Annotated in this window: 16 protein-coding genes and 1 CRISPR repeat array; of the genes, 8 read left to right on the forward strand and 8 right to left on the reverse strand. The window is 62.0% G+C overall.

What is annotated here, in order from left to right:
* Positions 1-43 precede the first annotated feature (43 nt).
* Positions 44-1681 carry a potassium channel family protein gene (locus tag ACQUSQ_RS05840; RefSeq protein WP_435067598.1) on the forward strand — a complete coding sequence of 546 codons (1638 nt, stop codon included), beginning with the start codon at positions 44-46 and terminating at the stop codon, positions 1679-1681.
* Positions 1682-1803: 122 nt separating this feature from the next.
* Complete coding sequence (locus ACQUSQ_RS05845) at positions 1804-2442, forward strand: alpha/beta hydrolase (RefSeq protein WP_435067599.1); 639 nt, start codon at positions 1804-1806, stop codon at positions 2440-2442.
* A gap of 10 nt (positions 2443-2452) precedes the next feature.
* Here the strand turns inward: ACQUSQ_RS05845 and ACQUSQ_RS05850 are convergent, their stop codons facing one another.
* Entirely contained in the window at positions 2453-3370 is a 918-nt protein-coding gene (locus ACQUSQ_RS05850) for a dienelactone hydrolase family protein (protein ID WP_435067600.1), read from the reverse strand.
* Positions 3371-3420: 50 nt separating this feature from the next.
* Positions 3421-3972 carry a DUF1684 domain-containing protein gene (locus ACQUSQ_RS05855; RefSeq protein WP_435067601.1) on the reverse strand — a complete coding sequence of 184 codons (552 nt, stop codon included), beginning with the start codon at positions 3970-3972 and terminating at the stop codon, positions 3421-3423.
* Between the two features lie 112 nt (positions 3973-4084).
* On the opposite strand from ACQUSQ_RS05855, the gene ACQUSQ_RS05860 reads away from it, so the two are divergent.
* A complete protein-coding gene (locus tag ACQUSQ_RS05860; RefSeq protein WP_435067602.1) occupies positions 4085-5167 on the forward strand; it encodes a sensor histidine kinase in 1083 nt (360 codons plus the stop codon).
* 33 nt (positions 5168-5200) lie between these two features.
* Here ACQUSQ_RS05860 and ACQUSQ_RS05865 read toward each other — a convergent pair whose 3' ends face one another.
* Together ACQUSQ_RS05865 and ACQUSQ_RS05870 are read right to left on the reverse strand one after the other, a co-directional pair.
* On the reverse strand, positions 5201-6418 hold the full coding sequence (locus ACQUSQ_RS05865; protein ID WP_435067603.1) for a hypothetical protein: 1218 nt from the start codon (positions 6416-6418) through the stop codon (positions 5201-5203).
* 605 nt (positions 6419-7023) lie between these two features.
* On the reverse strand, positions 7024-10629 hold the full coding sequence (locus ACQUSQ_RS05870) for a hypothetical protein (protein ID WP_435067604.1): 3606 nt from the start codon (positions 10627-10629) through the stop codon (positions 7024-7026).
* Between the two features lie 258 nt (positions 10630-10887).
* On the opposite strand from ACQUSQ_RS05870, the gene ACQUSQ_RS05875 reads away from it, so the two are divergent.
* Together ACQUSQ_RS05875 and ACQUSQ_RS05880 are read left to right on the forward strand one after the other, a co-directional pair.
* Positions 10888-12336 (forward strand): lamin tail domain-containing protein, encoded by a 1449-nt coding sequence (locus ACQUSQ_RS05875; protein ID WP_435067605.1) that lies wholly within the window; start codon positions 10888-10890, stop codon positions 12334-12336.
* Positions 12333-12635 carry a DUF3006 domain-containing protein gene (locus ACQUSQ_RS05880; protein ID WP_435067606.1) on the forward strand — a complete coding sequence of 101 codons (303 nt, stop codon included), beginning with the start codon at positions 12333-12335 and terminating at the stop codon, positions 12633-12635. The genes ACQUSQ_RS05875 and ACQUSQ_RS05880 overlap by 4 nt, the downstream gene beginning before the upstream one ends.
* A 126-nt stretch (positions 12636-12761) precedes the next feature.
* Here ACQUSQ_RS05880 and ACQUSQ_RS05885 read toward each other — a convergent pair whose 3' ends face one another.
* The gene (locus ACQUSQ_RS05885; protein ID WP_435067607.1) at positions 12762-13502 is read right to left on the reverse strand and encodes a hypothetical protein; all 741 of its coding nucleotides are present in this window, start codon (positions 13500-13502) and stop codon (positions 12762-12764) included.
* A gap of 116 nt (positions 13503-13618) precedes the next feature.
* Here ACQUSQ_RS05885 and ACQUSQ_RS05890 point away from each other — a divergent pair, with 116 nt between their 5' ends.
* Positions 13619-16711, forward strand: a complete 3093-nt coding sequence (locus tag ACQUSQ_RS05890) for a hypothetical protein (protein ID WP_435067608.1) — start codon at positions 13619-13621, stop codon at positions 16709-16711.
* A gap of 180 nt (positions 16712-16891) precedes the next feature.
* Here ACQUSQ_RS05890 and ACQUSQ_RS05895 read toward each other — a convergent pair whose 3' ends face one another.
* Positions 16892-17653 carry a CBS domain-containing protein gene (locus ACQUSQ_RS05895; protein ID WP_435067609.1) on the reverse strand — a complete coding sequence of 254 codons (762 nt, stop codon included), beginning with the start codon at positions 17651-17653 and terminating at the stop codon, positions 16892-16894.
* A gap of 717 nt (positions 17654-18370) precedes the next feature.
* On the opposite strand from ACQUSQ_RS05895, the gene ACQUSQ_RS05900 reads away from it, so the two are divergent.
* Complete coding sequence (locus ACQUSQ_RS05900; RefSeq protein WP_435067610.1) at positions 18371-19213, forward strand: DNA-binding protein; 843 nt, start codon at positions 18371-18373, stop codon at positions 19211-19213.
* A gap of 209 nt (positions 19214-19422) precedes the next feature.
* On the opposite strand, the gene ACQUSQ_RS05905 is transcribed toward ACQUSQ_RS05900, so the two are convergent.
* Both ACQUSQ_RS05905 and csa3 read right to left on the reverse strand, forming a co-directional pair.
* Positions 19423-19707: a hypothetical protein gene (locus ACQUSQ_RS05905; RefSeq protein ID WP_435067729.1), complete on the reverse strand. Its 285-nt coding sequence runs from the start codon at positions 19705-19707 to the stop codon at positions 19423-19425.
* A gap of 121 nt (positions 19708-19828) precedes the next feature.
* A CRISPR array of direct repeats spans positions 19829-21103; the repeat unit is 37 nt; unit sequence GTTTCAATCCCGGTGCGGGTTTCTCCCCTGTCGCGAC.
* A gap of 108 nt (positions 21104-21211) precedes the next feature.
* Positions 21212-21853, reverse strand: coding sequence for a CRISPR-associated CARF protein Csa3 (csa3, locus tag ACQUSQ_RS05910; protein ID WP_435067611.1), 642 nt, complete (start codon positions 21851-21853; stop codon positions 21212-21214).
* Positions 21854-22029: 176 nt separating this feature from the next.
* Between csa3 and cas6 the strand changes: the two genes are divergently transcribed.
* Entirely contained in the window at positions 22030-22878 is an 849-nt protein-coding gene (gene cas6 / locus ACQUSQ_RS05915; protein ID WP_435067612.1) for a CRISPR system precrRNA processing endoribonuclease RAMP protein Cas6, read from the forward strand.
* The last annotated feature ends 3 nt before the right edge of the window (positions 22879-22881 follow it).

Here is a 22881-nt window from a genome sequence, read left to right on the forward strand (position 1 = left end):
CGGAGGGACACGGTATAACTACCGGGCCGGCGAACGACCGCCCATGCCGCTTCGCGCTCGCCGGCCCGCCTACTATCTCGGGCTGGTCATCGCCACGACGCTGTTCTTTACCCTCGTCTACAACACGGGGATGGCGGTCTGGGAGGGTCGGTCCCAGCCGCTGTACCGGTCGCTCGAAGTCGTCGTGCAGAGTTTCACCACGACCGGCTACGGCGAGGATGCCCCGTGGCGGACGCCACAGATGAACGCTCTCGTCATCGCGATGCAACTCACGGGTATCGGACTCATCCTCACCGCCGTCGACGTCTTCGCGGTGCCGTGGCTTCGGACCGCACTCGCACCGCGAGCGCCCGAGTCCATCGACGACCACTCGGACCACGTCATCATCTGTGCGCACACCCCGCGGACGGACGCCTTTATCAGCGAACTGGAGGCCCGGGGACGCGAGTACGTCCTCGTCGAGGCCGACGAGGACCGCGCCGGCGACCTCCACGAGGAGGGATACCGGGTCGTCCACGCCGACCCCGAGTCGGCCGACGGTCTCCGGGCCGCGAACGTCGAGTCGGCGCTTGCCGTCGTCGCCGACGCGGACGACGACACGAACGCGAGCATCGCACTCGCCGCGCGAGACGCCGATTCCGACGTTCGAATCATCACGCTCGTCGAGGACGCGGACCTCGCCCGCTATCACCGGGCGGCGGGCGCGAACGACGTGCTCTCACCCCGGCAACTGCTGGGGTCGAGTCTGGCCCAACAGGTACCGACGGCAGTCACCACCGACGTCGACTCGGGCGTCGAGGTGGGCGACGACTTCGAACTCGTCGAACTCACCGTCGCGGCGGACAGCGACCTCCACGGGCGGACGTTCGGCGAGGCGCGCCTGCGCGAGCGCTTCGGCGTGAACGTCATCGGCGCGTGGTTCGACGGCGACTTCGAGACGCCCATCGACGCGCGCGACGAACTGACTGCGCGGACGCGCCTCCTCGTGGCCGGCGAGTCGGCGCAGGTGCAGGCGCTCAAGGAGGCGACGGCTTCGACCGTCCGCCGGTTCGGCCCGCAGCGAATCGTCATCGCGGGCTACGGCGATTCGGGGCAGGCCGCCGCGGACGCGCTCTCCTCGACCGGCACCCGGGTGACCGTCCTCGACGTTGAGGACGGCGAGGGCGTCGACGTCGTGGGCGACGCGCGCGACCCCGACACCCTCGACGAGGCGGGTATCACGAACGCCTCGGCGCTCATCGTCACCGTCGGCGACGACACGACTGCCATCTTCGCGACGCTCATCGCCCGTGAGTTGAACCCCGACCTCTACGTCGTGGTCCGGGCGAACGAGGAGGCGGACGTCCAGAAACTCTACCGCGCCGGCGGCGACTACGTGCAGTCGCTCGCGACGGTCAGCGGGCGGATGCTCGCCTCGACCGTCTTCGAGAACGAGGAAGTCCTCGCCTACGACAAGCAGGTGAGCGTGGTGCGGCTTCCCGCCGGCGATTTGGCGGGCAGCACCATCGCCGACGAGCGCGTGCGAACCGAGACGGGGTGTACCGTCGTCGCCATCGTCCGCGACGACCGGACCATCGTCGACTTCGACCCCGAGACGTTCACGTTCGAGGTCGACGACGAGGTGGTCATCGCCGGCACCGACGAGGCGACGACGCGTTTCGAGAGTCAGTTCGGCGTCTGACCCCGATGACGCGGGCGCCACCCGGTGGCACGCGCGTCGGCGAACGCCTATACTCGTCGCCGCCGTACGGAGTGGTATGACGCTCGACCACGCGACACGGACCACGCCGGAGGCGAACTGAGATGGACGGCCCCCACCAGAATCAGCCGCTCGTAACCGCGGGCACCGACCTCGACGACGCGACGGCGGCCCTCGTCCTCGTCCACGGGCGGGGTGCGACGGCACGGAGCATCGTCCAGATGGCACAGGCGTTTCACCGCCCCGGCGTCGCCTACCTCGCGCCGCAGGCGAACCGCAACACGTGGTACCCCAACCCGTTCACGGCACCCGTCGAGTCGAACGAACCGGGGCGTTCCTCGGGGTTACAGGCCGTCTCGGACGCCATCGAGACGGCGGCCGACGCCGGCGTACCTCTGGACCGAGTCATGCTCCTCGGCTTCTCGCAGGGTGCGTGTCTGGCGAGCGAGTTCGTCGCCCGAAACCCCGACCGCTACGGCGGCCTCGCGGCGCTGAGCGGGGGGCTGATTGGCGAATCAATCGACCCCGCGGACTACGACGGCGACCTGCTGGAGACGCCCGTCTTCGTCGGGTGTAGCGACGTCGACCCGCACATCCCCGAGGAGCGAGTCCACGAGACGACGGAGGTGTTCGAGCGACTGAACGCCGACGTGACCGAGCGACTCTACCCCGGGATGGGTCACACCATCAACGCGGACGAACAGGACCACGTCTCGGAGATGGTGGCCAACCTGCTGGACTGAGACGAGGGGTTCACGACGCCGATTCGTTCAGATTGTCGTCGAGGAACCGGAGCGTCTTGCCCCACGCGTCCCGAGTCGCGTTCGGACGGAAACTCTCTCCGCTCGGATTGGCGAAGGCGTGGCCCGCGCCCTCGTAGACGTACACCTCGTGTTCGGCGCCCACGTCGTCTAGCGTGCGGTCGAACGCGCGGACGTTCTCGATGCCGACCACTTCGTCCTCGGAGCCGAAGACCCCGAGGACGGGTTCGTCGACACGCTGGAGCGTCTCGGCGTCCGTCGTCAGCGTTCCGTAGTAGATGACCGTCGCGTTCAGGTCGGCATCACTGAGGCTCAACTGGAGGCTCTGGCCGCCGCCGAAACACCAGCCGAGGCTGGCGACTTGGTCCGTCGTATCGGAGCGAGCGCGCAGCCCCGAGACGGCACGGCTCATCTTCGACACCGCGACGTCGGGATTCTCCCTGACCTGACCGGAGAGCCGGCCCGCCTCCGAGGCGTTCGACGCCACCTCGCCGTCGTAGAGGTCGACTGCGAAGACGACGTAGCCGTGCCCGGCCAGAATCTCGGCCATGTGTTCGACGTTCTCGTTCAGGCCCCACCACTCGTGAATCACGACGACGGAGGGGTAGGTGCCGTTGTCGTCGGGCCGAGCGAGATACCCCGGCGTGCCGTCGATGGTCGTCCGCGACGTGCGCACCGCAGAGAGATTCTCGGCGCTGAAGATGTCGGCGTTGGCGCCCGAGGTGACGGGCTGGCAGGTGCCGTTCTCGCGGATTGCACCGGGCTGACAGCCCATGTGGGGCGTCTGGGTGTACGAGGCTTCCGGCGTCGGCGACGCCGATTCGGTGTCGGTGGTCGGCGCCAGTCCCGAACACCCGCTGACGAGAACGAGTGCGGCGACGACGACGATGGTGGCGGAACGGACGGGCATTCGTGTTGGGAAAGGAATGAGTCGGCAAAACGGTTCCGCCGGTCGACGGGCTATTCGGCCGGGTCGCGCTCGCCCGCCGGGACCGTCGTTTCGAGCCAGTTCTCCTCGGGCGGAAGGGGACAGGAGAAGGTGTCGCTGAACGCGCAGAACGGCGTGTACGCGAGGTTGAAATCGAGCGTGACGCTGTCGCCGTCGCTGAGTTCGCGGTCGGGTGTGAGTTCCATGTAGCGACCGCCACGGTAGGTCTGTTGGCCCGTCGTCTTGTCGCGGAAGGGGACGAAGATGTCGCTGTCGTCGGGCGACTGCCGATAGCCACAGAGCGTGTGGGTGTCGTCCCCGAGTTCGAACTCGAACGTGACGGCGCGGAGATACCGCACCGTCCGGCCGTCGCTCGTCTCCATCTCGACGGGGTCGGGGTCCTCGTGGACGGTCACGGTGGCCGTGACGCGGTAGTCGGGATCCGGGTCGAAATAGGAGAGGCCGTCGAAGTCGTCGCGTTCCTCGGGCGGAATCGGCGACCCGCGTTGCTCGGCGAACGCGCGGTCTTTCTCGGCGCGGTTCTCGCGGATGCGGTCGGCGTAATCGGGCGGAACGTCGGTCACTACCGCGAGTAGGGTCGCGGCGGGTTTCAGTCCGACGATAGCCGCCTTGGAGAATCAATCGTGATAATTTAATCAGTCCGTTTATGGAATGGGTTATCGAGGGTGGGGGTGAATGGTGTCGAAAGGCGACCTGGGGGTGGGGTATCTGGTCGCGGTGGGTGTCGTGCTCTGTGGCGTCTTCAGCACCGGCTTCGTCGTTCCGACCGGCGCCCGCGGGCAGGTCGACTCACAGTCGCTGCTCGGCGTCAGCATGGGGGTGATGATAGCCGGAAGCTTCCTCGCGACGGGCGTCGGCCTCGCCCGAAGCACGCTCGACGACGAACACGTCTGGCGCGTCGCGGGGTGGTCGACGCTCGGCCTCGGCCTCCCGACGCTGGCCGCGATTCTCGTCATCACGCTCGCCCCCTCGTCGCTTCAGGGCATCGGGTGGCGGTCGGTCGTCATGGTCGATATCGCCGCCGGCGGCGTCGTGGGCGTCCTCGTCGGCTCGATTCTCGAACTGCGCGCCGAACACGACCGGACGCGCACGCTCAACCAGCGAAACACCGTCTTCTTGCGCCTGTTCCGACACGACATCCGAACCAGCCTCAACCTCATTCGCGGGCATCTGGACCTCGCGGCCGACGGCGGGTCGTCCCCCCTCTCCTCGACCGAGGTGGTCCGCGACCAACTCGCCCACATCGAGCGGCTGAGCGAGGCCGCAAAGCGCCTCGACGACCTCGAATCGATGACGCAGACGGAGCCGGTCGATTTGGGGTCGCTCGTCAGCGACCGCGTCGCAGAGATTCGGCGCACCGAGGACGTCGTCGTCGAAACCGATATCGACGACACGGTCCTCGTTCGGGCGAACGAACTGCTCACCTCCGTCGTCGACAACCTGCTTCGAAACGCCGTCGAACACGGCACGAGGGGCGACCGGACCGACGCCCCCGACGTGACCGTCTCCATCTCCGAGGACCGCCGCGGCGACGTGACTCTCCGCATCCGGGACTACGGGCCGGGGTTCGACGAGGCGGAACTCGCCGTCCACCGGGGGGCGGCGGAGACGGCGCTCCAACACAGCGACGGCATCGGGCTCTGGCTGGTCCGCTGGATTGTCGACGCCTACGACGGCACCGTCTGCGTCGCGAACGCCGACGACGGCGGGGCGGTCGTCACGGTGACGCTCCCCGCGGCGGTCGAGATATCCGACTAGGGTGAGCGTGGCGTGGTGCCCGTCGCCCGCCGGCTATGTGCCTGTCTCACTCCCCTCCTGCCCGTCATCGACGCCGACCCATTGGAAGCACCCCGTTCGACCGGCCATAACCACGCGATTATCGCGCAAGTGCAGTCGATACACGTCTTGGGTGGCAGGAAGCCGACGGACGTGGCGCTCCGGTCGAAACCCATCGTGCACATCGCGGATGTATACGCGCCACATCTCCCCACGGCGTCCATACCGCGGCTTGATTCCGCAGTCGACACAGAGTCGAAGCACATCCGTCGCCAGCCGCTCACTCGCTGTGTAGTAGGTGCCGCGGGCATCGCCATCGCCCTTGAGAAGTATTTCGAGAAGGAGCCGCTGGGCGGCCTGTGACCACTCCCAGATGAACGGCGGGCAGTGTTTGGTACGACTGTCGCTCCCACAGAGTTGCTCAAGGAGCCGACCGAAGGTGACTGAGCCAAATTCGAAGCGTCGGGCGTCGCGATGGACTGCAATCCCGAGGCGGTCAAACAAGGCTGTGAGTGCCTGCCGGTGCGTCGGTGTTTGCTGTGCAATCTTGACCTGTGCCGTCTGGCTCGTCGCCGACCAATACACACTGCCCTCGGTGATGTACCATCCGAGGAGCCGCAGGAAATCGCTCGCTGCGAAGCGGTACGGTCGTCGATGGTGGTTCGGGCCAGCGTGGATTGCGACGGTGTCGGCAAGCCGTTCGATGGTTGCCTGATGCCGCGTGAATGTGGCTGGGTCGAAACAGTAGCCTACCGTACTATTCCGGCGGTGCGGGTTGCAGCCTGTCGGTAAGGCCGCTCGAACCGTGTGGCCGTGTGCCTCGAACGTCGCACACATTTCGTAGTCATCGAGCCACGTGGTGATATCGACCTGTGTCGGCTCCGGTTCCACCGGCTGCGTCCACGTGTTGATGAACAGATAGGCGGCGTGGTCACCAATCGCCCCCGCCCGGATGAGGCGCGGCTCAGCGACGTGTCGCGTCGTACATGGAATCGGCGTGCCAGCGGCAACCCGGAGGTCTGCTCGGCGCGTCTCGATGGCAACGAGTTCGTCGACAGCGAGTCGGTCGATCGCCTGCACTGGTGTTGGTGTCGTCAGTCCCGTGTCGAGGTCGAGCGTGTACACCGTGTCACCAGGGGCGAGTGTCGCGACGGGGGCGAGGCCAGCAGTCGTGAGTACCTCGGTGTCGCCAGTCAGCCCACTGGGTCCGTCTGGTGGGTGGTTGTGGGGCACGGCGATGCGCTGTGGCCGCGGATTCGTATATGGGGATTCGGGTCGGGGGTAGCTGCGTTTTCATACTCAGATTTGTGGGTTTGAACCGGGTTATGCTGGGATATACGGACAACAGGGTGGTGTCATAATCGGATATGCGGACCGCAAGAGTATCGGTGAGGTGTTGGACGGGGCCGAACTAGGCCGGGGCGCGGCTGGGGCAGATGTATCGCGACAGGCCCGAACGCGGGGCGCTGGCTGCTGCATGGGGGTCCACGATGGGACGGACTCGGCGACTATGCGTGTCATACTCGGTCGCGGGCTGTCGATTGTGGTGGTGCACGGGGTGTGTCACACCGGGCTGACTGAGCGGCAGCGCCCCCGAGTGGCTGGACGACAGCCGCGAGCGTCGTGGACACGGCCCATCACCAGGTGGCGCGGCGCGTGCCACACACCCGGAGTGCGACAGCCAACCCGTCGGTCACACCCATTCCTTCCGGTGAAATACCCGATTATGAATCTCCCGGCACGACCCGAGTCCCACCGAGCCACCGTCTCGACCCCGCTCACCACGTGACACCCGTTATGACTACCTGCCCACCACGGGTCGGGTGTCGAGCTGTGGCTCACCCTATCACCCGGTCCCGAACCCACTCGACGGGATACATTGCGGTGAGGCCGGCCGTGTCGATGCGGAACTGCTGGGGTGGCGTCGTCTCCGCATACGTCTTGGCCACCCGCGGCGCGCCGTCTGGCGGGTCGTTGAGCGCCTGTAAGACCGCATGGCCATCACTCTGGGTCATGACAATCCAAATCGCGTCGTCGACATCACACGCCGCAATCTTGTCGTAATCAGCTGGCACGGCCTCTTGGATATCGTGATTGACACGCTCGGCCTCCACCGCCACCCGAATCTCTCCGTCGCTATCGAGGCCGGCGATGTCGAGCCGCTGATTCCCCGCCACGTCATAATAAGGGACGACCTCGGTCACGGGTGAATCAGGGTCGGCGACGTACTCCTGATCGAGCCAGCGACGCCCCACCTCGACGGCGAAGACGTGCTGACTCGACTCTTCGAGGTCCCCCTGGCCGTGGCCGTAATCGACGCCTTGGCGGTAGTGTTCGCCGATCACGTCGCGCCCCGTCGGCGACACCGAGAAGAGGCGGTGGGGATGGTCCGTATCGTGGCGCAGGAGCTCCGTTTCGAGGAGTTCGTCCACCGCCTCGCGGTCGATACCGACGTACTCCTGCAATCGCAGCATGGAATCTTGGAGGAGGTCGTACCCCGGTGGCTCGTAGCGCAACTGCTGGGCGTTGTACACTGCCTGCAGGAACATCAGCTGGGCATCGCTCCACTGGCTGTCGGCGCGCTCCGCGGGCGTGAGCTTCAGATTCAACTCGCAGATGGGGATATCGGCGCGGGCGACTGCATCGGGGTCGTGACAGCAGGCAATCGCCCGCTGGAGCCCTGGCTGCGTGGGGTCGTACCGATTATCACACGCCGCACACCGGAGGGCGTGTAGCTCGCCATCGTAGTCGACCCAGGCGGGCAGGCGCATCGTGTGGGGGAGCGCGGAGTCGACGCGGCGCTCGGGGTCGGTCGCCGTCTCCTCGGTCGTGTCCTCGGTCGGGGCGGGGTCGGCGAGCGTGACGCCGGCTTGGGCACGGGTGCGGTGGGTGACGTCGGCAATCGCGTCGGCAACCCCGTCAGCGGTGGCGTCGGCGGCGGGATGCCCAGCGGGTGGGCGCGCGGACTGCAGTTGGAACGGGCGTGGCGCCGCGTCGCCGAAGGCCGCGGGGAGACTTGCGAGCCACTGCCCGCGCTGGAGGCCGCGGAGGCGATGGGCGACGTCCTGTGCGGTGGTATCGGCCGTCGCGAGGCGCTCGGCGAGGCCCTGGTCGAGACCGATGGGACCGGTCAGTATCGTCCCGACGTTGTTCAGGACTTCGTCGGTCGCGGCCCCCGTCGGGTCGGCCTGGTCGAGTTGGGTGGGGAACTGCATCGCCAGGGTGAGCGCGCAGTCGAAACTGCGGGCTTGGGCGAGCAGGGTGGTCAGCAGGTCCGTCGCCGCGATGCTCGCCGCCTCTTCGAGGTAACAGTTCACGAGGGGCAGGCGGTCCGCGTCCCGGCGTTGGCGGCGGCGTCGCAGCGCCGTCCACAGATTCGAGAGCAGAACGAGCGTGATCGCGCGCCGCGTCTCGATGCGCAGCCCGCCCACGTCGAGGATGATGACGACGTTCGCGTCGAGATACGGGCCGAGGTCGAAGTGGGCATCGGTCGCTGTCGCGTCGGTGGGCGCGCCGGCGGCGGTGTCGGTCGCGTCGGCTGCCGTCGCCGTCGCGGTGGCCGTCTCGGTCCGGGGTGTCTCGGGGACGTGATTGAACAGGCGCGCGAGCCGTCGGTCGGTCGGCACTTTCTCCAGTCGGTTCGCGACCCCCTGCATCACCTCGTCGAAGGTCCGCGCCCGGTTGGCGACGACGCCCCCGAGCATCCGCTCGAGGTCGGGATTCGAGACGGCGGGGGCCGACTGGCGTTCGTGCATTCGGCGCGCGGCGCCGTGCAGGTCGCGATGGGCAAACGCGTCGGCGCCGTGGACGGGGTCAAACTGCGCCCGGACCAGAAACCGGATGATGTCGGGGGCTCGCACCGCCTGCTCGAAGCGGTCACGACCCATCAGGGCCTGCAGAATCTCGATGTAGTGGTCGACGATGTCGTCGACAGCCGTCGCTCGCGGGACGCCAGCCTCGACATCGGCACGCACGTCGAAAAACGAGAGGGCAGGGAGCACCTCGCTGCAGTCGAAATACAGGACGTTATCGAGGTGGCCGTACTGCGCGTAGTGGGCCCGGAGGTAGTCGAGCGCCATCCCATCGCCTTTCGGGTCGATGAGGATATCGGCGCCCGCAGTCGCCGCGTGATTGTCGCGGATGGCGCGCGTGAGCGCAGTGGATTTCCCCGAGCCAGTCCGCCCGAACCACGCGGTGTGGAGGCGCTGGAGTGACGGGGGGAGGGCAATGGGGGTGTCGCTGACGGTCCCATCCTGTGTCTGTGGGCGGCCGAGCGTAAGGCCGGAGGTATCGTAGGTGTCGAGCATCGACGCGGGTGGCCGGGCCGTTGGCGTCCGGTCGTGCGGGGTGACGTCGAGGGCGCGTTGACTCGCTGCGGGGAGGGCCGTGCCATCGAGCAGCCAGACACTCCCGAGCGCGGCGGCGTCGACGATGAGGCCGCGACTCCGGACGGTGGTGCCGGGGAGGCGGGCGCGCACCGTGTCGTAGGTCGGTGGGTCGACGGTCCGCTCGCGAATCGCGGTGGCCACGTCGGCCGCGGCAGCCCCATCGAGTTGGCGCAGGTGCAGCGCGTAGTGGGGGCCCGAACACTCGCTGAAGGCGGTCCGGAGTTCGGATAGTGGGGCAGCCGCGGCCGCGACGAGGCGGGCGTTCACCACGAACGAGCGGGTGGCATCTTTGGCCGCGATGGCGTCGAGCCGGCTGCGGTCCGACGCGGGCAGGGCGTCAGCGGCGCCCGTGCCCGCCCGCGTTGGGTCGGCATCGGCCGTGGGGGCATCGACGCCCGTGAGTGACGTGATGAGTTGGCCACCGAGGGTGTCCTGCCCGGCTTCGATGGCGGCGCGGCGGTCGTCGGCCGCGGCCGTCCAGTCCGGGTACGGCTGGATGAGCGCCTGATAGACGATGGGTGTGTCCGTCGTGGCCATCGTCTCGGCGACGGTCGCGAGGGGCACCCGTGGCTGGTCGTCGGCTTGGAATTCGTCGAATGGGGTGAGCTGGGTGTGCCAGTCTTGGCGACGGTCTGGCTGGCCCTCGCAGACGAGGGCGGTGGGGGCGGTGTCGGCGTCGGTCGTCGGGACGAGTGCGTCGGGGGCGCGGGTGACGCGGTCGATGGCGTAGGTGTCCGGAAAGAGCGTGTGACAGAGGTGGTCGAGCGCGTCGAGGTCGGCCGCGTGGTCGGGGGCCGCGATGCCGACGAGGTACTCGATGCGGTCGCCGTCGCTGTGGAGGCAGATCTCGACGGTGGGTGGGGCAGTACGGTCGAGTATCGCCGGCCGACGGGTGTCGGCCGTCTCGGCGAGCGTGTGGAGGCGCCGACACTGGGTGTGGACCGTGTCGGGGTCGAGCGCGTCGGTCGCGGGCTGGATGCGGAGATACGGTCGGGTGGCGGGCTCGTCACCAGACATCGTCGCGTCGTGGGTAGCGACGTGTCTCGTCGGTGGCATATAAATCTCTGCGTCCAGTTCACCGATATGGTTCCGGTGAGGCGGGGCCCCGGTTTTCACCTCGAAAGCCCCGCCGTGCTGGCGTCGGGGGGCTCGCTGCGCTCCTCACTGCGTTGCGGTGCTTGCGTCGCCCGCCGTCCGCCAGCACGGCGCCCCTTTCAGTCCCGGGATTGAAACCTCTCACTGAGATTGCAACAGGGCCGACGGAGCCAGATGGTGAGCCATACACCTTTGCCCACACACCCCATACAGCCACCAATGCGTGACTGGTCGCCGTCACTCCGACTTCTTCTTGTCGTGGCATTCGTCGTGCTCGCGGGGTGTAGTGGAGCGCCGGCCCCTGATGGGACGCCGTCGGCGACGGCGACGCCGACGTCGGCATCCCCGAGTTCGGCGCCGCCCACACAGACCACGACCAGCACCGACGCCAACGGCACCCTTGCAGTCCACTTCATCAATGTCGGCCAGTCGGTGAGTACGCTGGTCGTCAGCCCGACCGGGGAGACGATGCTCATCGACACGGGGCATTACCACGACGACGGCGCGTACGTCCTCCAGTATCTCCAACAACGGGGCATCGACCGCATCGACCATCTCGTCGTCTCACACAACGACGCGGACCATATCGGGGGGAACGCGGCCGTCATCGAGTACTACGAGACGGAGGCCGACGGCATCGGCGCCGTGTACGACCCCGGGATTGCGGCCAGTACACAGACATACCAAGCGTATCTCGACGCGGTCGAGCAGTACGACGTGCCACTCTACGAGACACGTGAAGGGGACCAACTGCCGTTCGAGGGCGTCGACGTGCAGGTGCTCGGCCCACCAGAGCCATACCTGGAAAACGGAGCGCGAAACGAGAACAGCATCGTCCTCCGATTCAGCCACGGACAGACGAGTTTCCTCTTTACGGGTGATGCCGAAGACGACCAAGAGTCGTACCTCGTCTCACGCTATGGCTCGGGACTCCAGTCGACGATGTTGAAGGCTGGTCATCACGGCTCGGCGAGTTCAACCAGCGCAGCCCTCCTCGATGCTTCTCAGCCGAACGTGGCCGTCATCTCCAGCGCCTACGATTCCCAGTATGGGCATCCGAACGAGGCGGTCCTGCAACGACTCAGTGAGCGGTCACTCCCCACCTACTGGACGGCGACACACGGGAATATCGTCCTCGCGAGCAACGGGTCGGCGGTGGAAGTGCGAACGCAGCGCGCGGCCACCACGGCCCCTCTCGACTTGCGCAGCGGTGCGCCCGTCGACCCCGGAACGAGCGGCGGCGTCACCCCGCGGGCGCGGTACGATGCGGTAGGAGAGAGCACGGAACTGACGGCAGTCTCGGATGGTGGGACGACGACTCAGACGCCTCCTGAGGAGGCACTCGTGGTCGAGACGGTCCAAGCGGACGCGCCCGGTGACGACCGAGAGAATCTGAACGAGGAGTACGTGGTCTTCCGGAATACAGGAAGTGACCCACTCGACCTCTCAGGATGGACCGTCGCCGATGCGGCAGACCACACCTACACGGTACCAGACGGGTACACGCTGGCCGGCGGTGAGACGGTCACGCTGCATACCGGGAGCGGGAGTGACTCTGCGACCGACCTGTACTGGGGGGCGGACGCTCCCATCTGGAACAACGGTGGCGACACCGTTCGGGTTCGCACCGCAAATGGGACACTCGTCGTCGAGGAGGCCTACGCATGACTGAGACCGACGTTGCCCTCGCGAATGGCACGTACACAGCGGTCGTCGACGCGATCGAAGATGGGCAGGCACGGGTCTTCATCGAACAGGACAACGTCGAGTGCGCAAGTCTCGTACTGTCGGCCGACGAGTTGCCGGAGCCGGGTCGGCACGCGGATGCCGTGTTCACCGTCGTCGTCACCGATGGCGCGCTTGCCGAGTGGGAGTACGACCCCGACGCGACACAGGCGCGCCGTGCACAGGCGCAGTCGCGGTTCGACCAGCTGTCGCGGCGGCTCTCTGGCGACGACGATTCATAGCGATAGTCGGACCAGACGATAGTACTGCGCTATCATGCTCAGAGGATCGACGTTGAGGTACAAACCTAACCAGATGTGATGACCGGAGATACCTGTCGACAACAACAATCTGTTGGACGATTATCGCTACTTATTGGTCGTAACCAGTTCGTGAATCTCATCGGCACTCTCCCAGAGTGCTGGACGTGTATCCCATCTCCAATACCGTCCTTCTCGTTTGAAAATCTCGAATTTGCTTTCTTGTGGGGAACTGTAGGGTCTAGAGGTAGTCAGCGTTGTTTCCCCATTCGAGTTTGTCGAGAAGATATCGTCGAACGATGGATGGCTGGAACTGATGTCAGCTGCAGTCAGCTCCGAGTAATCCCGGACAGCAAGGTAGGTTTTTGAAAAGTATGGGTGCTTGTTATGGTGGCCTCTATCTGGTGTGAGGTCTCCAAGTTCTACTGCGGATCCTGCATTTCGCCCTTCGGCTACAAAAACAATTGCTGTGACATTCCTGGCGACCGATTGGAATTTGAGATAGGTTTCGAGGTTGCTTTCTGCCGCTTCAGTACTGACATTCTCTAATTCATCGAAATATGGAAGCTTAATCAACAGCTGCGCGGATGTCTTCGATTTCCCGCTTAGATATAAGGAAATGCAGTTGAGGCGGCGTTTTGGATGTTCAGAAAAATCACCTAACACCAGATAAGTGATCTCGTTGTTCTTGATGAATTCGAGTTGTCGCTTGAATTCTGCTAGTGCCTGGAGTTCCTCTTTCTGGACATTGAGATCTTTTAAGTGCTCGACTTCGGCTTCATCCAGAGTTGATCCTGAATCGGAGTTGTCTGCTCCTAAGACACTATCCGGATCCACCGGCCCTGCCATATGTGAGATGTTGCATGGTTCCCACATAAGAGTTCGGGACTAATTCGGGAAAACCGGAGTATATCCGATTCGTAATTCCCGAATCATTATGCGTCTGGGCGGCCTCAATTAGTTGTATGACTGCCTCTGGCGGGGCCCCCTCTAAAAAGGGGAATGAAGTGCAGCACCTCGTGACCCAAGATACCCGATTCCAGATTATACAGAATATTCTGGCCCATCCGGAGTCGCTACCATCGCTCCGCGAACTCGAATACGTTGTCGACAAAGGTCGATCCACGATCTACGAGCACCTCAAAACGCTCGAAGAGAACGACATAACCACTCAATTTGAATATGAAGATGCAGGACGGGATCAACCCTCGACGTTCTATGGGCTGACCCCATACGGCCTTCGGGTCGTCGATGAGTTGAATCTCTTCAATGACCTAGACTTGATCCGGGCGATGTACGAATCGATGGACAAGCCCGAAGAAGTCGAAGCTTATGAGAATGCACCACGTCCCGAGAAAGCCACTCAAGAGGAGCTTAAATCAGAATTAACCGATCACCTAGAGACAGCTGATGAAACTGAGGGTAAAATCGACAAAGAGACCCAGCGACGTATTGAGGGACTCTCATACACTCTTGAACAATCAAGCGAGGCCGATCTCGAAGCAAGTGCCGCTCAGGAACTTGGCCAACGCCTCCTAGACGTGCTTAATGACTCAGATGTTGGACCGCAAGTCTTGGACGGTCTTCGGGAAATTGCAAAAGTGAAGCCTGATGCAATTTCTCCCACAATTCCGAGATTGATCGATCTCTTAGATAGAACGAACAGTGAGTGCCAGACAAAGGCATTACAGGTTCTCGTAGAGATTGCAACCTCTGAAAAGACATCTTTCGATACCGATGTTCGAGAGCGATTGACGAACTTAGATATCCTATCAATTGTTAGGGAACTTCCCATTAAGGAAGCACAATTACTTGTCGAAGGCCTTGATGACCTCTATGCTGAAATTGATGCTATAGATGCGCGCGCTGGAGCGATGTTTGCATTAGGCCGGTATGCCGGAAGCGAAGCTCTCGAGGGATCGGATGCTGATGAGGAGTTCGAGACGGCATTCCAAGCGTTCGAGACGGCCGCGACACAGTACGAACGGATTGGGAGCTCAATCAAGCAGGCAGAGGCTCTCCACTTACTTGGACTCTGCCGCTCCCTCGCTGATAGTGAGCCAGTAACGGAACCGTTCACCAAAGCGGCTTCGCTGTTCCGCGATGAAGGTGATTTCGAGTCTGCTGCCGAAGTGTACGCACACTTAGCAGCACTGAAAGCCAAAAATAGTGATGTTGAGGCTGCGACCGAATACATCGACGAGATTGGGTCGCTCAACGGAGAGATAGACGACGAGACGACCAATGCCCTCATTGCCGCCGGTAAGGCACTGATTGAAGCCCACCGTGACAATGTTGAAGAAGCGGCTTCATTGCTGGATAATGTGAATCTCGGAGATGCCAATGAAATGGATAAGGCGATCTTTGGATCGTCACAGATTATACTTTCCTATATGGCTAATGACAAAGGTCATTATACCGCTGCTATTGAGTTGGCCAGATCTGCCCAGAAGTTGGCAGATGAGAATGGTATAACATCAGCCAAGGCCCATGCCGAACAAGCTCTCTCAAGAGCTTCTCTTGGACTCGATCGCTTCGAAGATGCGAAAGAACACTTGGAAACCGCAGTGGAGTACTTCGACGAAATTGGCGATCACTCATCCGCTGTGGATAGTTTGAAGCAGTTAGCATCTATTCAGGTGATCGATGAAGAATTTGGCCCCGCAATATCTACTATCGAGCGTGGGTTGGCCCTCTTAGATGAAGGGGCGACTACAGAACGAGCAAACCTCCAACTGACGCTAGCAGAGATCCACTCTGCAAGTGGCGATCTCGAAGCTCAGGAGATGACACTCGAAGCAGCAGAAGAGTTGTTAGAGTCCGAGGAAACCATCTATGAGCACACACAGGCAGAACTCAGACGTAGCTGGGGGACTCTCGAGATGGGCAAGGAGAATCCAAAGGCTGCGATCGATGCCTTCAGCGATGCAGTAGAGCAATATGCTGATACAGAAGATCTCACGTCAGCACTAACGACACAGATTGAACTCGCTGATGCCTACCGGGAGATCCACGAATATAGTGATGCAATCGATTGGCTAGATGTTACCATCGATTTATCCGAAAAAGCAGACCGAGATGTCTACCGATCGATCGCATTGTTCAAGAAAGCCGAAATTCACCGCGACCAAGACAAGCCTGAAGCGGCACTCGAAGCGATCCGGGGTATCTTGGATTCCTCCGAGCAGTTGATCGATCAGCCGATCGTGACTGGCCGTGCTCAGCTTGAACAGGGCACGATTTTGGCAGATATGGAGCGCTATGACGAAGCCCGTGAAAGCCTGACTGACGCGCTCGCAACGTTCCGTGAGGAAGATGCAAGTCATCTTATCGTGACCGCCCTAAGGAATCTTGTTCAGATTGGTGTTGAGACTAAACAGTCTGAACAGGTGATTTCGTGGTGCCAGTCTGCGGAGTCCTATCTCGACGAATGTGATGAGAATCTCTTACCAGAAGCTGAATTGTACTTCGTGGAAACACGGGCTAGCCATCAAGCTCCTAAGGATGGTGTTGAGGATCTGTTGTACGTTGGGCTTCGGTATCTTGACAGGGATCAGATCGATGATGCACTTCAACCACTGCGGAAAGCTTGGAAGGCCCGCACCGATCTGGATTCCAGCACTGATGCATATACTGCCGCACTCTCAGCTGGAATTGGATTCGTCGCTGCAACCCGCTTAGTGACCCTCGATGAAGCACAAGAAGCAGGCACTGAAGCGCTCGGGGAACTCAAGAAGCATGCAGATGCAGATACCCTGAGTGATCCAGCGTACTACCTCTACCAGTTCCTTGCCGACTCCACCGACACACACGAGCATCTGGAAATGGAGGCCGCGAATCCCAGTAAAGATCGGCTACAGCTGGAGGCAGCTGTCTTCCGCGATCTCGTCAACCAACTTCGCCACGATGATGATGACTTCGAATCCGATCCCACCGAACCTATCACAAGTACCCTCGGATCGACATCAACAGCCGTAGGGACAGCTGTCCAACAACAAACGACCGGCCGATCACCAGTCAGCTCGGCCGGCGCCACTGAACAACGGAGCGCAGACTGAACTGGTACTTCCGAATCATCCAAAACGAGTTATGATTCGAGACAGGTTCATCAAGAGTATGCCGTGATGAGCATCTGAACGGCACGCTGCGCTCGTCGTTGCCGCCCTCCGCTTGCTCACGGCTCACTCCGTTCGCCGTGCTTCGCTCGCGACCGACCATTGATTCTCTGTAGAAAGAGGTTATGACAACGGGGTTCGAGATCTTCGGTCTGCGAAATAGCTATGAGCAAAATCCAAGAGCGCCTCGTCAACATCTGGATTATGACGTTCAGTTTGGAAATGGAAGATCTGATTGCGGACATCTCCGACCTCCTCGATTAGTCGACCAACGAAGTCGCCGTTTTCTTCAAAGTACGACTCAAACTGAGGCCAATTCTGCCACATGAACTGTGGATAATGGCCGAAACTACAGTCTGTCAGTCCATCTGGCGTCCGAATATCCTTATTCTGATAGAAGTTTTGTAGTTCAGTATCGAGATCATCGGGGAACGCTTCTTGGAGAAGCGTTCTAATCGAGATTTCGATGTCTTCAATCATCAGAAAGGGTTCAATCGAGTCTCGGAGGTAGTGGAGAAGATCGTAGTTCGTGAGAATCTGCAACGACTCTTGGTCGGGATTATTAACCAGCACATATGGATCCTCAGCCAACAAATCAAAGAGAACGACGAGATCTGTCGTGGGCTCCACCACGGGTTCAACCTCTTCGATAGCGATCTGTACCGTTCGTCCGGGGAGATTCTTATCAGCACCCAGCTTGCGCAGTATCGACAGCACCTGTGAGATTGATCGATAGGAGACCATCCCGATCAATTCTCCATCACGTTCGACGCCTAATTGAGAGTAGTCGTTCTCGAACATTATCTCAATCGCAGAAATTAGGTTGTCCTGAGAATCAACCAAGGTAAGTTCGTAGCTCGGGACGTCAGCCACGGTTCGTACCATACACCGTTGAGGACGTGCACTGTTAATGAAACCTCGTGTAAAAATCCTCAAGTCACGGATTAGAGCGGATACTCTGCGTTGTTTTTGATCGCCTGCAAAGGTGTAGCCACAGTCGGTCGTGCCCGTACTCCACGAGGAGATCCGGTGGAAGATATCACTCCATCTCGGAAACGGGATATCACTCCGGGCATGCAGGCACTCCTTGATCAGATGGGGTTCGTAGCGGCACGCCCCGCTCGCCGCTGCCGCCCTCCGCTTGCTCACGGCTCACTCTGTTCGCCGTTCGCATCGTGGCGCTCCCTGCTCGCGGGTCGCACACTCCCCGCTCGCTGTCGGTCGCGCCGCGCTTCGCTCGCGACCGACCAGTCCGGGCTGCCTGCCTGCAGTAGCGGGCGGGCTGCCGGGCTAAAGTGAATGTGCCCTCGACGCCAGCGCTTCACCCGTTCGGGTCCTGCGGACCTCGGCTGCGCCGACCGCGACGGACGTGGTTGCGTCGCGGCGAACGGGGAATGCGCTGGCCGCTCGCTCCGGGCGGGTCGGCGCGCGCGGCTGGCTGTGTGGCCAGCTGACAGCGCGCGCCGCTCGCGCCCTGTCGGGCGCTCACTACGGCGCGAGCGGCGCGCGCAGCCATGTCTGGCGGGCTGCGGCCTGTCAGAAACCACCGCGGTGGAGGCGCGGTGGGTGGGCGCCGTGAAGCGCCGTGGAGCGAGTACTCCGATGTCAGATAGGAATGCCATCGCTGAAGAGGTTTGGGTCGACGAACAGATCGAACGAACACGCGAGCGGCGCGAGGCGGATGCAACGCAGGACGACACGCCCGAACTGCGGGCGAGCGTCGCGCAGGACAGTCAGGGCAAGGTTGACCATGCGGACGACGAGTGGGTCGACGACGGTGACCGGTTGTTCGGTCAGACGCTCGCGGAAGAGGAACAACTGCAGGCGCGCGAGTGGGAAATCAAGCGGACGCGACGCCGGCTGGACGACCGACAGACGTCGGACCGAGAGGCCCGGACGCGGCAGGTCGTGCGCGAGCAGGCCCGGACGCGGCATGCACAGACATCGTTGGTCGATGCGCGGGAGTTCCTGTCCCAAGACGAGTTGGCGGCGGTGAACCAGCAGGCACAGCGGTTGTGCGAGCGGCTGTCGGGGCGGCTGTCGCGGGCGATGCTCGGCCGGCGATTGGCCGAGCACGTCTTGGCCGGGCGCGAGTTGTTCGAGGCGGCCATCCAGGTGGCCGAAGACGAGCAGCTGGCGCCGGGGCGCATCATCCCCATTGAGGCCGTGCCCGAAGTTGACCGGGAGGAAGTGAGCATCGAGGGTGAGGTGAAGACGTTGTTCGAGACGAGTGGGTCGGTGCAGCAGGCCGGGCTGATCGGTGATGACACGGCAAAAACGAAATTCACCGTTTGGAAGAAAAGTCGGCAACCCACTGTGCGTGAGGGTGAACGGGTGCGGTTTCGCGCGGCGAAGGTGAGTTGGTATCGCGGGCAGTGGTCGGTCGCACTGACATCGACGAGCCAGGTCGTGTTCCCGGATCGCGGGCGGTGGTGGGACGCGTAGGCGACGCTCCCACTCTTTTTTTATTGGACGCCAGCCCGACCCAGTCCCCACCGCCCCACCCTCCGCTCCGTGCTCGCTCCCGATGGTCGCTGCGCGCGCAGCCACAACCGCCTCTACGGAACCAAAATATGGGGTCGTTCAGGGAGTGAGTGCTTGTGCGAACGAGAGGAGAACGGTAGCACACACGCCGACAATCGCAACAGCCGCAGTCAGCTGAACTGCACCCGTGATAAGACCACCACGATAGCCGCATTCGCTCCGAGTGTTATTGCGGCGGCCCTCAAACAGAGAGCCGAAATCATAGCTGTAATCGCCGCTTCAACGAGTTTCGACGGTCGGAAGGCGGAGACGTCCCTCGATGTTTTCACGTCGATTTCGTAGCCGAAGACCTCGAAGTCGTAGGGGGAGAAGCTCTCGGAGTTGCACTTACGAATCGCCTCCTCGTTTTCCCACTCCCACATCTCGACGGGCAGACAGATACTGTATCGCCTCATGAAGGTACTTCTCCCTGTATCAACAGACCACTAGTACGAGCTCGACGACAGCGTCGAGATTATCGAGTGCGGCAGTGCGACTCTCTCTGTGCAGTTCTCCCGACATAGATATCACGAATTAGTTTCAATCTCGGTGCGGGTTTCTCTCCTGTCGCGACCGATGAGCAGGGCTTCGGGCGGAGCATCTCGACCGTTTCAATCCCGGTGTAGGTTTCTCCCCTGTCGCGACCAAATCGTCAAAGGAGTAGTCGCCCATTAGGCGCTGTTTCAATCCCGGTGTAGGTTTCTCTCCTGTCGCAACGAGAATCGTGCAGTCGAACGCCGGTGAGTTCGCCCAGTTTCAATCCCGTAGTGGGTTTCTCCCCTGTCGCAACTGTGTTACGTGTGATACGGTGCATTGCACATATATCGTTTCAATCCCGTAGTGGGTTTCTCCCCTGTCGCGACTGGGCGCCGTCGTCCCGCGGGCTGATACACACGCGCTGTTTCAATCCCGGTGTAGGTTTCTCCCCTGTCGCGACGAACGCCTCGCCCGACGTCGACCACAGTGCCGTGAAGTTTCAATCCCGGTGCGGGTTTCTCCCCTGTCGCGACGATGCCAGCCGCGGTGAGGCCGAGTGCACCTGCCCGTTTCAATCCCGGTGCGGGTTTCTCCCCTGTCGCGACTGTCTGGTCCATTTCCATTAGTCGTTTACACTTCGTGTTTCAATCCCGGTGCGGGTTTCTCCCCTGTCGCGACGGGTCCAGCTCCTCGACCTCCTCGGCGTCGAGGTGTTTCAATCCCGGTGCGGGTTTCTCCCCTGTCGCGACAGCCCCAGTGCCTACGCGACAACCGACGAGGACGTTGTGTTTCAATCCCGGTGCGGGTTTCTCCCCTGTCGCGACCTCATCTGGATGACGCGCTGGCCCCATGCCAGCAGGTTTCAATCCCGGTGCGGGTTTCTCCCCTGTCGCGACACGGAGGTGCGCGATGAAACATCCGCTGACGATGATGTTTCAATCCCGGTGCGGGTTTCTCCCCTGTCGCGACAATTTCCCGGCTTGGATAAACTTCTTATGACGTATGTTTCAATCCCGGTGCGGGTTTCTCCCCTGTCGCGACACGCGCCGGTCCTCGGCCCCGCATCCGTCGACGACGTGTTTCAATCCCGGTGCGGGTTTCTCCCCTGTCGCGACACGCGCCGGTCCTCGGCCCCGCATCCGTCGACGACGTGTTTCAATCCCGGTGCGGGTTTCTCCCCTGTCGCGACACGCGCCGGTCCTCGGCCCCGCATCCGTCGACGACGTGTTTCAATCCCGGTGCGGGTTTCTCCCCTGTCGCGACATCTCAGAGTAGACCCATCACAAGGTCATGCGCCGGTTTCAATCCCGGTGCGGGTTTCTCCCCTGTCGCGACAGGGGGTGAATATCGGCCGAACGCCCCTATAGTTTGTGCAGAATGCGCGAGAACTCGATACCTCATCGTGGACCCCCCCTATACACCGCATTCAAAAAGGTCCACGAACTATGCGACTCGAAACAGTCGTAGCCGACCACCGAGTGTCAGTTCGACGTGACGGGTTTTCCCCTGTTTTGATGTCGTGACAGCACCGGCGGCCTCAAGCTCATCGAGATGGCGACCGACGGTGCTTCGTGATTGGTCGCTCTCCCGCGCAATCGTCGGGAGCGCTGCTTCCCCACTGACTGCTGCGATCGCCTGCAGCGTCGGATGCGTTTTTGCTGGGAGCGGGGCCATTAACTCAGGCAGCGCCAATTCGATGACGTCCTCATCGATATCCGTGAACTGGAGCGTGGTGTCAAGCTGCGGCTGCGCGACAAGCGAAGCGATCGAAAAGGCGAGGAAAATTTCACGCGGCCCGCCACCGAAGTTCGCGATCGTCTCCCCGTCAGCGGCAGCAAGGATATCAACACATTCCTCGACGGCGGTCGAGAACTCGTCGTACGTAATCTGTTCCACGATGACCTCGACATCGGGGCCGAGCTCCGAAAAAATCTGTTTCACGTCTGCAACGGCACTGTCCCCGTCCTCGTCATCGTTGTACGGGCGGAGCAACACGACGATATCCTCTGCATCGAGCCCGTGATCAAGGACTGGACGGACGACCCGCGTCTCGTAGTACCCAATCGTCGAGACGTACGTGCGCACACATTGTCCTCAACCCTCAGCGGCTAAATGGTTCCGTTGCAGTAGCCTGCAAATATCTACGAAATTTCGCACATCTCTGCATACATATCAATTCTTGAATAAGACTAAAGTGGGGCCCCCACGCTATGTGACTTTGTGCAGGGTGCCAACTTGCGGCCCGACCGATGGAGGTGTCAATGCGGCACGTCGAATTGACTCTCGAACCGCGGGAGTCGTTTATCATTCCGAGCGCAGACGGGTATCAGGTGTACGGTGCCTTACTCGATGCGCTCGATAACGTGGCAGCAGACGTGAGCGAGCGGGTTCATGACTCCCCATTGGGTAGTCTCCACAACAGCGGCCTGTTGGGCTCGTTTCGTGGCTGTGAGCGCAAGTTCCACAAGCGGGTCGTGCCCGCGGAGACCTACATGCTCTCGTTGGGCGTGACAGATCCCGATGACCAGGCAGTGTTCGAGGCACTCGCTGACGCATTCGTGTTCAGTGGTGATTCGTTAGATCTCGCGGAGGGCTCGCTTCAGGTGCGGGATTTCGCGAGTCACAACACAACCCATGAGGAACTGCTGGAGACGGCGGCCGAGACCGTGGCTGACCGTCCGGACACCTTCGAGATCGAACTGCGATTCCGAACACCAACCTGCATCGAAGAGGCCGACGAAATCACGACGATGTTTCCCCACCGGGGTTCGGTGTTCCGGTCGCTTCTCCGGAAATGGAACGCAACAATTCCAGACGAGCACAGTGACGAACTAGCGCTTGCAATGACCCGTGAAGAGTTCGAGGCGAACCTCATCGAGAAACCCAACGCGCGGACATACGAGACTCACAGCGTGCTCGTGAACCGCGGCGAGGACGGCTCTCCCATCCTTGCACAGGGATTCACTGGATCCTGTACGTACAAATTCAAGGACACGAGCGAGGCCGTCCGAAACGCCGTGACCGCGCTCGCACAGTTTGGTGAGTACTCCGGCGTAGGGAGTTCGGTCGCGCGTGGGTGCGGGGTTACGGAGGTAGAGGTGCAGGGATGAATA

This window comes from Haloplanus sp. C73 (genome assembly GCF_051195115.1).
Classification (GTDB): Archaea; Halobacteriota; Halobacteria; order Halobacteriales; family Haloferacaceae; genus Haloplanus.

Bases quoted from the DNA above. Each gene is read 5' to 3' on its own strand.
- ACQUSQ_RS05880 (WP_435067606.1), top strand. From the start codon at position 12,333: ATGACTGAGACCGACGTTGCCCTCGCGAATGGCACGTACACAGCGGTC.
- ACQUSQ_RS05850 (WP_435067600.1), bottom strand. From the start codon at position 3,370: ATGCCCGTCCGTTCCGCCACCATCGTCGTCGTCGCCGCACTCGTTCTC.
- ACQUSQ_RS05885 (WP_435067607.1), bottom strand. From the start codon at position 13,502: ATGGCAGGGCCGGTGGATCCGGATAGTGTCTTAGGAGCAGACAACTCC.
- ACQUSQ_RS05875 (WP_435067605.1), top strand. From the start codon at position 10,888: ATGCGTGACTGGTCGCCGTCACTCCGACTTCTTCTTGTCGTGGCATTC.
- ACQUSQ_RS05870 (WP_435067604.1), bottom strand. From the start codon at position 10,629: ATGCCACCGACGAGACACGTCGCTACCCACGACGCGACGATGTCTGGT.
- ACQUSQ_RS05900 (WP_435067610.1), top strand. From the start codon at position 18,371: ATGTCAGATAGGAATGCCATCGCTGAAGAGGTTTGGGTCGACGAACAG.
- ACQUSQ_RS05845 (WP_435067599.1), top strand. From the start codon at position 1,804: ATGGACGGCCCCCACCAGAATCAGCCGCTCGTAACCGCGGGCACCGAC.
- cas6 (WP_435067612.1), top strand. From the start codon at position 22,030: ATGCGGCACGTCGAATTGACTCTCGAACCGCGGGAGTCGTTTATCATT.
- ACQUSQ_RS05860 (WP_435067602.1), top strand. From the start codon at position 4,085: ATGGTGTCGAAAGGCGACCTGGGGGTGGGGTATCTGGTCGCGGTGGGT.
- ACQUSQ_RS05895 (WP_435067609.1), bottom strand. From the start codon at position 17,653: ATGGTACGAACCGTGGCTGACGTCCCGAGCTACGAACTTACCTTGGTT.
- ACQUSQ_RS05890 (WP_435067608.1), top strand. From the start codon at position 13,619: ATGACTGCCTCTGGCGGGGCCCCCTCTAAAAAGGGGAATGAAGTGCAG.
- ACQUSQ_RS05905 (WP_435067729.1), bottom strand. From the start codon at position 19,707: ATGAGGCGATACAGTATCTGTCTGCCCGTCGAGATGTGGGAGTGGGAA.
- ACQUSQ_RS05840 (WP_435067598.1), top strand. From the start codon at position 44: ATGCCGCTTCGCGCTCGCCGGCCCGCCTACTATCTCGGGCTGGTCATC.